General features: G+C 68.4%; 11 protein-coding genes. All 11 read left to right on the forward strand.

Annotation, left to right across the window (positions count from 1 at the left end; all coding sequences use genetic code 11):
• Positions 1-3 precede the first annotated feature (3 nt).
• Positions 4-1,602, forward strand: coding sequence for an ATP-dependent DNA ligase (locus tag OV208_RS19685; protein ID WP_267575380.1), 1,599 nt, complete (start codon positions 4-6; stop codon positions 1,600-1,602).
• 130 nt (positions 1,603-1,732) lie between these two features.
• Positions 1,733-4,156 carry a ligase-associated DNA damage response DEXH box helicase gene (locus OV208_RS19690; RefSeq protein ID WP_324291396.1) on the forward strand — a complete coding sequence of 808 codons (2,424 nt, stop codon included), beginning with the start codon at positions 1,733-1,735 and terminating at the stop codon, positions 4,154-4,156.
• Complete coding sequence (pdeM, locus tag OV208_RS19695; RefSeq protein WP_267575382.1) at positions 4,126-4,779, forward strand: ligase-associated DNA damage response endonuclease PdeM; 654 nt, start codon at positions 4,126-4,128, stop codon at positions 4,777-4,779. The genes OV208_RS19690 and pdeM overlap by 31 nt, the downstream gene beginning before the upstream one ends.
• Positions 4,780-4,786: 7 nt before the next feature.
• Positions 4,787-5,152 carry an HNH endonuclease gene (locus OV208_RS19700; RefSeq protein WP_267575383.1) on the forward strand — a complete coding sequence of 122 codons (366 nt, stop codon included), beginning with the start codon at positions 4,787-4,789 and terminating at the stop codon, positions 5,150-5,152.
• 458 nt (positions 5,153-5,610) lie between these two features.
• Positions 5,611-6,273 (forward strand): cytochrome c3 family protein, encoded by a 663-nt coding sequence (locus tag OV208_RS19705; protein ID WP_267575384.1) that lies wholly within the window; start codon positions 5,611-5,613, stop codon positions 6,271-6,273.
• Positions 6,270-9,482, forward strand: coding sequence for a TAT-variant-translocated molybdopterin oxidoreductase (locus OV208_RS19710; protein ID WP_267575511.1), 3,213 nt, complete (start codon positions 6,270-6,272; stop codon positions 9,480-9,482). The genes OV208_RS19705 and OV208_RS19710 overlap by 4 nt, the downstream gene beginning before the upstream one ends.
• Before the next feature lie 5 nt (positions 9,483-9,487).
• Positions 9,488-10,924, forward strand: coding sequence for an NrfD/PsrC family molybdoenzyme membrane anchor subunit (nrfD, locus tag OV208_RS19715; protein ID WP_267575385.1), 1,437 nt, complete (start codon positions 9,488-9,490; stop codon positions 10,922-10,924).
• Positions 10,925-10,928: 4 nt separating this feature from the next.
• Complete coding sequence (locus tag OV208_RS19720; RefSeq protein WP_120538199.1) at positions 10,929-11,474, forward strand: DUF3341 domain-containing protein; 546 nt, start codon at positions 10,929-10,931, stop codon at positions 11,472-11,474.
• A complete protein-coding gene (locus OV208_RS19725) occupies positions 11,471-12,034 on the forward strand; it encodes a c-type cytochrome (protein ID WP_267575386.1) in 564 nt (187 codons plus the stop codon). Before OV208_RS19720 ends, OV208_RS19725 begins: the two co-directional genes overlap by 4 nt.
• The gene (locus tag OV208_RS19730) at positions 12,031-13,230 is read left to right on the forward strand and encodes a hypothetical protein (protein WP_267575387.1); all 1,200 of its coding nucleotides are present in this window, start codon (positions 12,031-12,033) and stop codon (positions 13,228-13,230) included. Before OV208_RS19725 ends, OV208_RS19730 begins: the two co-directional genes overlap by 4 nt.
• A complete protein-coding gene (locus tag OV208_RS19735) occupies positions 13,227-13,700 on the forward strand; it encodes a hypothetical protein (protein WP_267575388.1) in 474 nt (157 codons plus the stop codon). The genes OV208_RS19730 and OV208_RS19735 overlap by 4 nt, the downstream gene beginning before the upstream one ends.
• The last annotated feature ends 27 nt before the right edge of the window (positions 13,701-13,727 follow it).

The following is a 13,727-nucleotide window of genomic DNA, read 5'->3' on the forward strand; positions in this document are numbered from 1 at the left end:
CGCGTGCGCCGACTGGCGGACCTGTACGACACGCTCGACCAGACGACGTCCACCAACGCCAAGGTGGAGGCGATGGCGCGCTACTTCCGTGAAACGCCGTCCGAGGACGCGGCCTGGGGCCTGTTCTTCCTCACGGGACAGAAGCTCAAGCGGCTGCTGACCTCGAAGCTGCTGGTGGGCTGGACGCAGGAGCTGACCGGCATCTCCGACTGGCTCTTCGACGAGGTCTACGCGTCGGTGGGGGACCTCGCGGAGGTCATCGCGTTGCTGCTCGACGGAGCGAACCTGCCGCCCGAGCACGCCGAGGAGCTTCCCCTCTCCCGGTGGTTGGAGGAGCGCCTGTTGCCCCTGCGCGGGCTGGAGGCCTCGGAGCAGCGCGAGCGTGTCGTGGGGTGGTGGAGGTCCATGCCCCGCCGCGAGCTGTTCCTCCTCAACAAGATGCTCACAGGTGAGTTGCGCGTGGGCGTGTCCAACACACTGGTGGTGCGAGCCATCGCGCAGGTGACGGGCCTGCCCGCGCCCAGCGTGGCGCACCGGCTGATGGGCACGTGGAAGCCCACGCCCGAATTCTTCGCGCACCTCGTGGCCACGGATGTGACGGACGGGCACGTGTCGCGCCCCTATCCGTACTACCTCGCCTCGCCCCTGGAGCAACCCGCGGAGTCCCTGGGCGAACCAGGTGACTGGCTCGTCGAATGGAAGTGGGACGGCATCCGGGGCCAGCTCATCCGCCGCCAGGGAGACGTGTTCCTCTGGAGTCGCGGCGAGGAACTCATCACCGAACGCTTCCCCGAAATCACCGAAGCCTCCCGAGCCCTGCCCGAAGGCACGGTGCTCGACGGCGAGGTGATGGCCTACGAGGACGGCGTCCCCCTGCCCTTCGCGCGGCTCCAGCGGCGCATCGGAAGGCAGAAGCTCACGCCCAAGGTGCTGGCGGAGGCCCCCGCCGCGTTCGTCGTCTACGACCTGCTGGAGCAGGACGGAAAGGACGTGCGCGACCTGCCCCTGCGCGAGCGCCGCGCGAGGCTGGAGGCCCTGCTCAAGAACCATCCCCTCTTCCCCATCTCCCCGTCCGTGACGGCGCCTTCATGGGAGGCCCTGGCGGAGCTGCGCAAGGAGTCCCGCACGCGCAACGTGGAGGGGCTGATGATCAAGCGTCTGGATTCGGCGTACCAGACGGGGCGCAAGCGCGGCGACTGGTGGAAGTGGAAGATCGACCCGTACACGGTGGACGCGGTGTTGCTCTACGCGCATCCGGGACACGGGCGACGCTCGTCGCTGTACACGGACTACACCTTCGCGGTGTGGAGCGGTGAGAACCTGCTGCCGGTGACCAAGGCGTATTCGGGACTCACGGACGAGGAGATTGGCCGGCTGGACCGGTGGATCCGCGCCCACACGCGAGAGAAGTTCGGTCCGGTGCGCTCGGTGGATCCGGAGCAGGTGTTCGAGCTGCACTTCGAAGCCATCGCGCCCTCGCCGCGACACAAGTCGGGCATCGCGCTGCGCTTTCCACGCATCGCGCGCTGGCGTGCGGACAAGACGGCCCGGGACGCGGACACGCTCGACGCGTTGAAGGGGCTGCTGCATGTCGCCCACTAGCAGGCCCCGCCGCAACCGCATGCGCGGCAAGCTCGCGCCACAAGAGCAGAGCGACACACCCGCTCCACCGCGAAGCCGGGCGAAGAAGCGCCCCGTGCCCCGTGCATCCTCGCCGTTCCAGGGTCCACCCATGGAGCAGCTGCGGCACTGGTTCGCGGCGAAGGGCTGGACTCCCTATGCCTTCCAGGAGGAAGCCTGGGCCGCATACGCCCGAGGAGACAGCGGCCTCATCCACGTGCCCACCGGAGCGGGCAAGACGTACGCGGCCTATCTGGCCCCGCTGGCGGACGTAGCGGAGCGCAACCAGAAGGGCCTTCAAATCCTCTACCTCACGCCGCTGCGGGCGGTGTCGCGAGACATCGAGCAGGCGCTGCGCGAGCCGCTGATGGCCTTGGACGCGGACCTGGACGTGGAGAGCCGCACGGGCGACACGTCTTCGTCCGTGAAACAGCGTCAGCGTGAACGACTGCCACAGGTGCTCATCACCACGCCGGAGTCCCTGTCGCTGCTCATCGCCCAGGAGCAGGCGGCGGAGCACTTCGCTTCGCTGCGAGCCATCATCGTGGACGAGTGGCACGAACTGCTTGCCTCCAAGCGAGGCACGCAGGTGGAGCTGGCCCTGGCCCGCCTGCGCCACTTCGCCCCGGACGTGCGCATCTGGGCGCTGTCCGCCACGCTCGCCAACCTGGACGAAGCCGCGCGCGCCTTCGTGGGCACGGAGCGCACGGCCACCCTGGTGAGCGCGGACCTCCAGCGTCCGGTGGACGTGGAGACACTGGTCCCGGACAAGGTGGACACCTTCCCGTGGGCGGGGCACCTGGGCTTCACCATGCTCCCGCGCGTGGCGGACTGGTTGGACCCCACGCAGTCCACGCTGCTCTTCACCAATACCCGCTCGCAGGCGGAGCGCTGGTACGAAGGCCTGCGCTTCCTGCGCCCTGAATGGGAGCACCTCCTCGCGCTGCACCACGGATCCATCGACCGCGAGGAGCGCGAGCGGGTGGAAGGCGGACTCAAGGACGGAAGCCTGCGCCTCGTCGTGTGCACGTCCTCACTGGACCTGGGCGTGGACTTCGGTCCGGTGGAGCGGGTCATCCAGATAGGAAGCCCCAAGGGCATTGGCCGCACCCTCCAGCGAGCAGGCCGCAGCGCGCACCGTCCCGGTGCCACCTGTCGCATTCTCTTCGTGCCCACGCACGCGCTGGAGCTGGTGGAGATGGCCGCCGCGAGGGACGCCATCGCGCGCCGCGAAGTGGAGCCGCGCACGCCACTGTCCAAGCCCCTGGATGTCCTCGCGCAGCATCTGGTCACCTGCGCGCTGGGAGGAGGCTTCACCCGCGAGGCCCTGAGGGAGGAAGTCCGCACCGCCACGAGCTACGCGTCCCTCACCGACGAGGAGTTCGAATGGACGCTGGCGCTGGTGCGAGAGGGAGGCCCCACCCTGCGCGCCTATCCGGAGTTCCGCCGCGTGGTGGAAGTCGAGGGCTGCTTCCGGGTCCCCGACGTGCGCCTTGCACGACTGCACCGGCTCAACATCGGGACCATTAGCTCGGATGCGTCCGTGCAACTGCGTTACTGGAGCGGAGGCAAGCTGGGCACGGTGGAGGAGTCCTACGTCAGCCGTCTGAGGCCTGGAGACACGTTCCTCTTCGCAGGGAAGCGCCTGGAGTTCAGCCGCTTCAAGGACATGACCGCGTACGTGAAGCCGGCGAAGGCGAAGGCCACCCAGACGCCGCGCTGGGGAGGAAGCCGTCTGCCCCTCTCCACGTCGCTCGCGTCCGCGATGCGCCGCACGCTGGAGGCCGCGCGACAGGGAGATGTCACGCGGGATGAAATCGCCGCCGCCTGGCCCATCCTCGACGCGCAGGCCCGCCTGTCTCGCATCCCCGGAGACGCAGGGTGCCTCGCGGAGACCTGCCACACGCGCGACGGCTACCATCTGTTCCTCTATCCCTTCGAGGGACGGCTGGTGCACGAAGGCCTCGCGGCGCTGCTCGCCCTGCGCCTCACGCGGCTCCAGAAGGCGACCTTCAGCCTGTCGGTGAACGACTACGGGCTGGAGCTGCTCACGCCCACGCCCTTCCCCTTCGATGAAGCCTTGCGCCCCGCCCTCTTCACCCGCGAGCGGCTGGTGGAGGACATCCTGGAGAGCGTGAACCTGAGCGAGCTCGCACGCCGCCAGTTCCGCGACATCGCCCGCGTGGCCGGACTGGTGATGCCGGGGCTGCCGGGTGCACGCAAGTCCACGCGACAGGTCCAGGCCAGCGCCGCGCTCCTCTATGACGTCTTCGTGAAGTACGACCCGGACAACCTGCTCTTGCGTCAGGCACGCCGCGAGGTGTTGGAGCAGCAGTTCGAACAGGGCCGGCTCGCGCGCACGCTGGAGCGCCTGGAAGCGCACCCCGTCGAATGCGTTCACGTCCACCGGCCCTCGCCGCTGGCCTTCCCGCTGGTCATCGAACGCATCAGCGCCAGCGTGTCCAACGAAACCCTGCTGGAGCGGGTGGAGCGCCTCAAGGAGCGATGGTCCCAGCCCGATGCCAGACCCGCGTAGGTGACGCGGACGTGGAGCTGCTCCCGGAGCGGGCCCTGCACTGGCCCGAAGCCGGCGTGCTCGCGGTGGCCGACCTGCACTGGGGCAAGACCGAGTCCTTCCAGCAGCACGGCATCCCCCTGCCCGTGGGCGTACTGGACGACGACCTCGCGCGCCTGTCCGCCGCGCTCACCGCCACCCGGGCCCGCCGCCTGCTGCTCGTCGGAGACCTGGTCCATTCACGCCAGGGCCTCACGGAGGACGTCATCCGCCGCGTCACCACCTGGCGCGAGGCCCACCCCCAATTGGACGTGGTGCTCATCCGGGGCAATCACGACCGCCACGTGCGCACCCTGCCCCCCACCTGGGGCATGGAAGACCGCGAGGACGCCCTGGACGAAGGTCCCTTCCGCTTCGCCCACCACCCCGAACCCGCGACCGGGCGCTTCGTGTGGGCCGGGCACCTTCATCCGATGGTGAGGTTGGGTGGAGGAGGCGACCGGCTGCGTCTGCCCTGCTTCCACCTGCGTCCCGGGGTGGGCGTCCTGCCCGCGTTCAGTGCCTTCACGGGTGGGCTCAACGTACGGCGTGGCCGGAACGACCGGGTCTTCGCCATCGCCGACACCGCCGTAGTGGAGGTCTAGTCCCGCCATGAGCCACGCCAAGCGGCGCCGCGTCCTGGGCATCATCGCCACCGACGCCACCTTCGAGCGCGTGCCCCACCGGGGCGCCGAGGTCTGGATGGGCAAGTGCCTGCACTGCAACGCCCACCTCACCGTCGCGCTGGACGGCGAACCCATCAGCCGCGCCACCATCGAGCACATCATCCCCCGGACCGCGGGCGGTACGGACGCGCTGGAGAACCTGGCCCTGGCCTGCGCCCGCTGCAACCAGGGCAAGGGCAGCCGCCACGACGCGAACTTCCACCGCGACGCCCGCGTCCGCGAGCTGGTGGACCGGCTGCTCCAGAAACGCCGCGATCGCTGGCGCGCCCCCGCTGACCCGGACTCCGAGTAGCCCCGTTTCAGACCGCGACCGATGGGGCGCAAGCCGTCGCACCCTGTATCGCGCGCACCCTGAGAGGGATTGATCCCCTGCGTGGCCGCATGACGCGCAATGCCCCTTCCGATCGCCAGAAGCGGGATTCATCACCCGCACGCGGCAACTTGTCGCAACCTCGCGTGGAAGTGCTATGCGCTCCCTATTCCCACTCCCCACAGAATGGTTGACACTGCCGTGTCGATGAATGATGGTCCCGCGCCGCGTTGGGTCGGGAAATGCATAAGGGACCCGCGCCCACGGCACCATCCTAGAGGTTCGTTGGACGTGACTGCCTTGCCGTCTGAGCGCCAGGAGCCACCGCCCCCCCGGTCCACCGGGGCCGGGATGGCACCCTCGATTTCCGCGCCGGACGGCATTGACGCGTCCACCCCTGCTTTCATGTCGCCTTCAGTCCCCTTGCCCCTGGTCCTGGTATGAGCGGCCCTCTCTTCCCACGCTGGACGAATACGGTGTCGCGCCTGTCGGCCGCGATGCTCCTCGCCGTGCCCGCCATCGCCATCGGCGGACTCTTGGCCTACGTGCGCTCACCGCTCGTGACCAACCAGGCGCACCCGGTGGAGCAGCCCATCGAGTTCGACCACCGGCATCACGCCGGCGACGAACAGATCGACTGTCGCTACTGTCACTGGACGGTGGAGAAGTCCCCGTCGGCGGGCATCCCTTCCACCACGGTGTGCATGTCCTGCCACGCCCAGGTCTGGAACAAGAGCCCGTACCTCACCGAGGTCCGCAAGGCGTTCTTCGCCGACCAGCCCATCCCCTGGGTTCGCGTCCACAACCTGCCGGACTTCGTCTACTTCAACCACTCCATCCACGTGGGCAAGGGCGTCGGCTGCGCCACGTGCCACGGCCGCGTGGATCAGATGGGCGCCATCGAGCAGGCCGCGCCGCTCACCATGAGCTGGTGCCTGGACTGCCACCGCGACCCGAAGCCCAACCTCCGCCCCGCGGAGTTCATCACCAGCATGACCTGGGCTCCTCCGGCGGATAAGGCCGAGGCCGCGGCGCTCGCCGACAAGCTCTACCAAGAATACGACGTTCACTCGCGCACGAGCTGCTCCACATGCCACCGATGAACACCAAGCCTGACAGCGCGCCCGCGCAGGACCTCCCCTCGTCGTTCGCGCTCCCGGTCGTGACGGGGAGCAACGAGGCCAAGCCCCATGCGCACGACCACGACGATGTCGTGGCCGTCGCCCTGGAGCACGCGACCACCCGCTCCATTCCGGCGGAAGGCGCGTACGGCAAGACGTACTGGCTCGGCCTGGAGGAGAAGCTCGCCACGCCGGAGTTCCTGGAGGAGACCCGCCCGGAGTTCCCCGTCGGCGCGGACCTGCCCCCCACCGGCTTCGCCCGCCGCGAGTTCATGCAGATCCTCGGCGCGTCGCTCGCCCTGGCCGGCGCCACCGCGTGCAGCACCCGCCCGCAGGACGAGCGGATGGTGCCGTACACGAAGACGCCGCCGGAAATCACGCCCGGCAACCCGCTCCACTACGCCTCCGGCATGACGCTCGCCGGCCACACCTCCGGCCTGCTGATCACCGCGCGCGAGGGCCGGCCCATCAAGGTGGAAGGCAACCCCCAGCACCCCGTCAACCAGGGCGCCGCGGGCATCTTCGAGCAGGCCTTCCTGCTGTCGCTCTATGACCCGCAGCGCGCCCGCGTGCTGCGCCAGGGCAACAACCCCCGCTCGCTGCGCGCGCTCGCCGAGGACATCTCCTCGCTCGTGGGCACCAAGGCCGTGGGCGACGGAGGCGCCCGCCTGCGCTTCCTGTCGGAGCCGCTCAATTCGCCCCTGCTGGCGGACCTGAAGGCGCGCATCCAGCGCAAGCTGCCGTCCGCGAAGTTCCATAGCTTCGCGCCCATCTCCAACGAGGCCGCCGACACCGCGCACCGCGCCCTGTTCGGCCAGCCCGTGCAGGCCCTCTACGACCTGACCCGCGCGGACGTCATCGTCTCCCTGGACGCGGACTTCCTGGAGAGCCGCCCGGCGAACCTGGGCATGTCGCGCCAGTTCGGTGACCGCCGCGACCCGAAGAACGGCGAGCTCAACCGCCTCTACGTGGCCGAACACCGCATGTCGATCACGGGCGGCATGGCCGACCATCGCCTGCGCGTGAAGTCCCAGGAAATCTTCGGGCTCGCCGCCGCGCTGGCGCAGGCCGTCGGTGGTCCCGCTGGCTCCCTGGCCTCCTCCGCCAAGGGCGGAACGCTGCGCCCGGAAGTCGCCTCGTGGGTGCAGGCCGTGGCCCAGGACCTCAAGTCCAAGGCCGGCCGCAGCGTCGTCCTCGCCGGTGAGCGTCAGCCCGCCGCCGTGCACGCGCTGGCCCAGGCCATCAACGCCGCGCTCGGCAACGTGGGCGCGACCGTGAAGGTCGTCCCCGCCGCCGCGCCGGAGGCCTCCGGCCTCGCGGAAATCCGCGCCCTGGTGGAGGACATCAAGGCCGGCCGCGTGGACACGCTGGTCATCACCGCCTCCAACCCCCTCTACGCCCTCCCGGTGGACGCGGGCCTGGCGGAGGTGCTGGACCCCAAGCAGAACGCCAACCGCAAGGCCCTGTCGGTCCTGTACGCGGGCCACTACGAGGACGAGACCTCCAAGTACGCCGACTGGTTCGTGCCCCTGGCGCACCAGCTTGAGACCTGGAGCGACGGCCGCGCGGTGGACGGCACGGTGTCCATCGCCCAGCCCCTCATCCAGCCGCTCTTCAACGGCGTGCCGGAAGCAGAGCTGTACGCGCTGTTCCTCGACCAGCCCTTCCGCTCCGCCTACCAGCTGCTGCGTGAGTACTGGACCGAGCAGGGTGGCGAGGCCGGCCGCGCCGACTTCGAGACCCGCTGGGAGACCTGGGTCTCCGAAGGCGTCATCCCCGGCACCGTCGCCACCGCCATCGCGGCCTCGCCCGACGTGAGCGCCGCCGCCGCCACGGTGTCCGCGTACCAGCCGCCGTCCGCCGGCGACCTGGAGATCAACTTCGTCGCCGACTACAAGCTGCTCGACGGCCGCTTCGCGAACAACGCGTGGCTCCAGGAAATGCCGGACCCCATCACGAAGATCGTCTGGGATAACGCCGCCATCCTGAGCCCCGCGACCGCCAAGAAGCTGGGCCTGGAGAACGGCCACATGGCGGAGCTGGAGTACGGCGGCCGCAAGCTGCAGGTCCCCGTCACCATCCTCCCCGGCAACGCGGACGACACCGTCACCGTGGCCCTGGGCTACGGCCGCACCGGCCTGCACGAGGTGGTGGCCAAGGACGTCGGCTTCAACGCGAACCTGCTGCGCAGCGTGAACGCCCCCTGGTTCGACGGCGGCGCGAAGCTCACCAAGGTCCGCGGCAGCCACACCTTCGCCCGCACCCAGTACCACTGGCGCATGGAGGGCCGCCCGCTGGCGCTCGACATGTCCGTCAGCGAGCTGGCGCACCCGTCGAAGGCCACCGAGCACGTGCTGGAGCGCGTCCAGGGCGAACACAAGCTGGGCAAGCAGAACAACCTGCCCGACTTCGACTACGCCAAGACGCCCGCCGAGGGCTACAAGTGGGGCATGTCCATCGACCTGTCGCGCTGCACGGGCTGCAACGCGTGCGTCATTGCGTGCCAGGCGGAGAACAACATCCCCGTCGTCGGCAAGGAGCAGGTGGGCCGCGGCCGTGAGATGGCCTGGCTGCGCATCGACCGCTACTTCGAGGGCGACGAGAACAACCCCGCCATGGTCATGCAGCCCGTCGCGTGCGTGCACTGCGAGAAGGCCCCCTGCGAGTACGTCTGCCCGGTGAACGCCACCGTGCACTCGGACGAGGGCCTCAACGACATGGTGTACAACCGCTGCGTCGGCACGCGGTACTGCTCCAACAACTGCCCCTACAAGGTCCGCCGCTTCAACTACCTGCACTACACGCAGGGCAAGACGCCGACCGAGAAGATGCTGATGAACCCGGACGTCACGGTGCGCAACCGCGGCGTCATGGAGAAGTGCACGTACTGCGTCCAGCGCATCGAGCGTGTGCGCATCAACGCCCGCGTGGAGAAGCGCCTCATCCAGGAGAAGGAACTCCAGACGGCGTGCCAGCAGACCTGCCCCACGCAGGCCATCGCCTTCGGTTCCCTGGCGGACCCGGCCCAGCGCGTCACCCAGCTGCACGAGGACGAGCGCGCGTACCGGCTGCTGCACGAGCTGGGCACCCGTCCCCGCACCGCCCACCTCATCCGTCTGCGCAACCCCAACCCCGCCCTCGTGGCCACTGCTCCCGCTGAGTCGAAGCCGGCGCACGAAGGAGGTCACTGACCGTCATGGCCGAGACCGCTCACGCACTCCCGCTCGACCCGCTCGAGCCCCGGGACCTCGTCGCGCCGCACCACGACGACAAGTCCCTCAATGAGACGCTGCTGGACCATGTCTGGCGCAAGCCCGGCAAGGGCTGGTTCATGATGCTGGGCATCACGTCCGCCGCACTGGGACTGCTCGTCATCGGCGTCACCTACACCCTGGCGCGCGGCATCGGCGTGTGGGGCAACAACCAGCCGGTCGGCTGGGCGTTCGACATCGTCAACTTCGTCTGGTGGGTCGGTATCGGCCACGCCGGCACGCTCATCTCCGCCATCCTCCTGCTCTTCCAGCAGAAGTGGCGCACGAGCATCAACCGCTTCGCGGAAGCCATGACGCTGTTCGCGGTCATGTGCGCCGGCCTGTTCCCGCTGCTCCACACGGGCCGTCCCTGGTTCGCGTTCTGGCTGTTCCCCTACCCCAGCACCCTGGGCGCGTGGCCGCAGTTCCGCTCGCCGCTGGTGTGGGACGTGTTCGCCATCTCGACGTACCTCACGGTCTCCGCGCTCTTCTGGTTCGTGGGCCTCATCCCGGACTTGGCCGCCCTGCGTGACTCGTCCAAGACGAAGCTGCAGCGCACCATCTACGGCCTGTTCGCCCTGGGTTGGCGTGGCTCCGGCCGGCACTGGCACAACTATAAAATCGCCTACCTGCTGCTCGCCGGCATTTCGACGCCACTGGTCGTGTCCGTGCACACCATCGTGTCGTTCGACTTCGCCGTGTCGCAGATCCCCGGCTGGCACGCGACCATCTTCCCGCCCTACTTCGTGGCCGGCGCCGTGTTCAGCGGCTTCGCGATGGTCATCACGCTCATCGTGCCCGCTCGCAAGTACCTGGGCCTCCGGGACGTCATCACCGACCGCCACCTTGAGAACATGAACAAGGTCATCCTCGCGACGGGCCTCATCGTGTCCTACGGGTACATGATGGAGCACTTCATCGCCTGGTTCTCCCAGAACCAGTACGAGATCTGGACCTTCTACGTGAACCGCGCCACCGGCCCCTACGCTGGCGTGTACTGGCTGATGATCACCTGCAACGTCATCACCCCGAACATCTTCTGGTTCAAGAAGTGCCGCACCAGCATCCCCATCATGTGGGTTGCCTCCATCGCCGTGAACATCGGCATGTGGTGCGAGCGCTTCATCATCATCGTCACCTCGCTGAGCCAGGACTTCCTGCCCTCCTCATGGGACATCTACCGCCCCACCTGGGTGGATTGGTCCATCTACATCGGCACGCTGGGCCTGTTCGGTACCCTGTTCCTGCTGTTCCTGAAGTTCGTTCCCGCCGTCGCGGTGAGCGAGGTGAAGGAGCTGCAGCTCGAGCTGAAGCACGCATCCCACGCCGCCAACGGCCACCACGGCACGGATTCCGCCGCGGTCACGCACGGAGCGCACTAGCGTCATGGAAGCCAAGGTCCTCGATTCCTGGGTGTTGGCCGAGTTCGCCACGCCGGATGCCCTCGTGGATGCCACCCGGCAGATGCGCGAGAAGGGCTTCCAGGGCATGGACACCTATTCTCCGTACCCACTGCACGGCGGGTCGGAAGCGCTGGGGTTGCCCCCTTCGCGGGTGCCCTTCATCGCCCTGGGTGGCGCGCTCACCGGCATGGTCACCGCGCTCGCGATGCAGACGTGGATGAACACCATCGACTACCCGCTCAACATCGGCGGTCGTCCGCTGCTGAGCCTCCCGGCCTGGGTGCCCATCACGTTCGAGCTGACCGTGCTCTTCTGCGCGTTCGGCATCGTCTTCGGGCTGCTCGGCCTCAGCAAGCTGCCCCAGCCGTATCACCCCGCCTTCGAATTCGAAGGCTTCCGCAGCGCGTCCACGCACGGCTACTGGCTGAGCGTGCCCCACCCCACGGGTCAGGACGCGACGGACACCACGAACCAGTTGAAGTCCCTGGGCGCCACCCAGGTGACCGTCGTCTCGGGAGAGAACGAATGAGGTGGCTCATCCCCGCCGCGGGGCTCGCCGCGCTCACCGGCTGCAATGTCAGCAGTGAATTCCTCCAGCGCATGGAGACGCAGGCCAAGTACGAGTACTACGAGGCCTCCGAGTTCTGGCCGGACGGCCGCGCCATGCGCGTGCCCCCCGCCGGCACCATTCCGCGCGAGCGCCCCGTGGGCAACCCCGGCATCAGCACCGGCCGGGCCAACGGCGTCGCGGTGAACAACGTCCCCATGACGGTGGACAAGCCGCTGCTCGCCCTGGGTCAGAAGAAGTACAACATCGTCTGCGCGCAGTGCCACGGCGTGCTGGGCGACGGCAACAGCATCGTCGCGGAGAACATGGCCCTGCGCCTGCCGCCTTCGCTGCTGGAGCTGGCGGACAAGCCCGCAGGCCACTTCTACACCGCCATCAACGAGGGCTACGGCATCATGCCGTCCTTCTCGGGTGAGCTCGACACGCGTGAGCGCTGGGCCGTCGTCGCCTATGTGCGCGCGCTGCAGGCCGCCCGCGGCACCCCCGGGGGGGCTCAGCCCGTCCCGCAGGAGAACCGATGACTGCCATGGAGCGCTACACCGGCACGCCCAAGCTGATGGTGCCCGCGTTCGGCCTGGGTGTGGTGGGCCTCGTGCTCACCGCCGTGGGGTTCTTCATGAACCCCGAGGCCACCAGCTTCAGCTACCTGCTGGGCTTCACCTACTGGGTGGGCATCAGCGTGGCCGCCCTCATCATGCTGACCATCTTCCACACGGCGAAGGCCAAGTGGCTCATCGTCCTGCGCCGCGCCATGGAGACCATGGCGGTGTCGGTTCCCGTCTTCGCGGTGCTCTTCCTGGGCCTCATCCCCGCCCTGAAGTACCTCTACCCCTGGTTCCCGGGTTCGCCCCTGTTCGCGAACATCCACGGCGTGGAGTTGGAGCACCTGGCCCACAAGCAGCACGGCTACCTGAACCCCACGTTCTTCGGCATCCGCCAGGTCATCTACTTCGCGGTGTGGATCTTCGTGAGCACGCGCCTGTACGGATGGAGCACGAAGCAGGATGAGGCGGGCGGGCTGGACCTCACCGTCAAGCAGCGCCGCTTCTCCCCCGGCGCCCTGCCCTTCCTGGCGCTGACCATCACGTTCGCGTCCTTCGACTGGCTGATGAGCCTCACGCCGATGTGGCAGTCCACCATCTACGGCGTCTACTACTTCGCGGGCAGCTTCCTGGCCGCCTTCTGCATGCTGATGCTCATCACGGTGAACGCCCAGGGCAAGGACCTGTACGGCAGCGTGGTCAAGATTTCGCACTACCACAACCTGGGCAAGCTCATGCTCGCCTTCACGGCGTTCTGGGCCTACATCGCCTTCTCCCAGTTCCTCCTGGTGTGGATCGCCAACATCCCTGAAGAGGCCCCGTGGTACGGCCTGCGCATGTTCGGCCCGTGGCGCAACCTGTCCATCGCGCTGTTCTGGCTGCACTTCGTGCTGCCCTTCTTCATCCTGCTGTCACGCACGCTGAAGGAGAAGCCCCGCCTTCTGGCGGTCGTCGCGGTGTATCTGCTTCTCATCCACGCGGTGGACCTGTACTGGCTCATCTGGCCGGCGTTCTCCGGTGAGGCCGGTCCGACGTTCCACTGGACGCTCATCACGGCGTTCGTGGGCGTGGGTGGTGTCTCGGTGGGCTATGCCCTGTTCCGGGCGCGCGGTCGGTACACGCTGCCGGTGAAGGACCCCTACATCGCGGAGTCCCTGAGGTACGTGCAGCCATGAAGAAGACCCAGTCCGAAATCGAGTCCCGGGTCATCGTCGGTGCGCATGGCGTCGCGGCCGAGGAAGACCACATCGTCATGGGGAAGGTCGTGGGCGTCGGCGTTGGCGCCATGGTCCTCTTCTTCGTCGGCGCCATCTGGTCCTGGCGCATCCAGGTCGTCACCATGGAGGAGGCCCAGCCCAACGGTCCTCCGCCGCGCCCCGCCGCGGTGGGCCAGTATGAGATTGGCATCGTGAACCAGCGCCTGTTCGAACAGGACTGGCGCGCGGTGGAGAAGCTGGGCGGCCAGCAGCAGGCCGTGAAGAACGGCTGGGGCGACCAGCCGGGCATCACGGCCCACAAGACCATCGACCAGGCCATGGACCAGGTCATCGCGTCCGAGGCGGAGAAGGCCCGGCAGCCGGCCCCGACGCCCGCTCCCGAGCCGGCGCCCGCTCCCCAGACCCCGACGCCCGCCCCGAAGAAGTAGGCTCCACCCGCCCCCCTCACCCGAGCC

It is taken from the genome of Corallococcus sp. bb12-1, assembly GCF_026626765.1.
In the GTDB taxonomy this organism is placed as follows: domain Bacteria; phylum Myxococcota; class Myxococcia; order Myxococcales; family Myxococcaceae; genus Corallococcus; species Corallococcus terminator.

Bases quoted from the DNA above. Each gene is read 5' to 3' on its own strand.
- OV208_RS19690 (WP_324291396.1), top strand. From the start codon at position 1,733: ATGGAGCAGCTGCGGCACTGGTTCGCGGCGAAGGGCTGGACTCCCTAT.
- pdeM (WP_267575382.1), top strand. From the start codon at position 4,126: ATGGTCCCAGCCCGATGCCAGACCCGCGTAGGTGACGCGGACGTGGAG.
- OV208_RS19700 (WP_267575383.1), top strand. From the start codon at position 4,787: ATGAGCCACGCCAAGCGGCGCCGCGTCCTGGGCATCATCGCCACCGAC.
- OV208_RS19705 (WP_267575384.1), top strand. From the start codon at position 5,611: ATGAGCGGCCCTCTCTTCCCACGCTGGACGAATACGGTGTCGCGCCTG.
- OV208_RS19710 (WP_267575511.1), top strand. From the start codon at position 6,270: ATGAACACCAAGCCTGACAGCGCGCCCGCGCAGGACCTCCCCTCGTCG.
- nrfD (WP_267575385.1), top strand. From the start codon at position 9,488: ATGGCCGAGACCGCTCACGCACTCCCGCTCGACCCGCTCGAGCCCCGG.
- OV208_RS19720 (WP_120538199.1), top strand. From the start codon at position 10,929: ATGGAAGCCAAGGTCCTCGATTCCTGGGTGTTGGCCGAGTTCGCCACG.
- OV208_RS19725 (WP_267575386.1), top strand. From the start codon at position 11,471: ATGAGGTGGCTCATCCCCGCCGCGGGGCTCGCCGCGCTCACCGGCTGC.
- OV208_RS19730 (WP_267575387.1), top strand. From the start codon at position 12,031: ATGACTGCCATGGAGCGCTACACCGGCACGCCCAAGCTGATGGTGCCC.
- OV208_RS19735 (WP_267575388.1), top strand. From the start codon at position 13,227: ATGAAGAAGACCCAGTCCGAAATCGAGTCCCGGGTCATCGTCGGTGCG.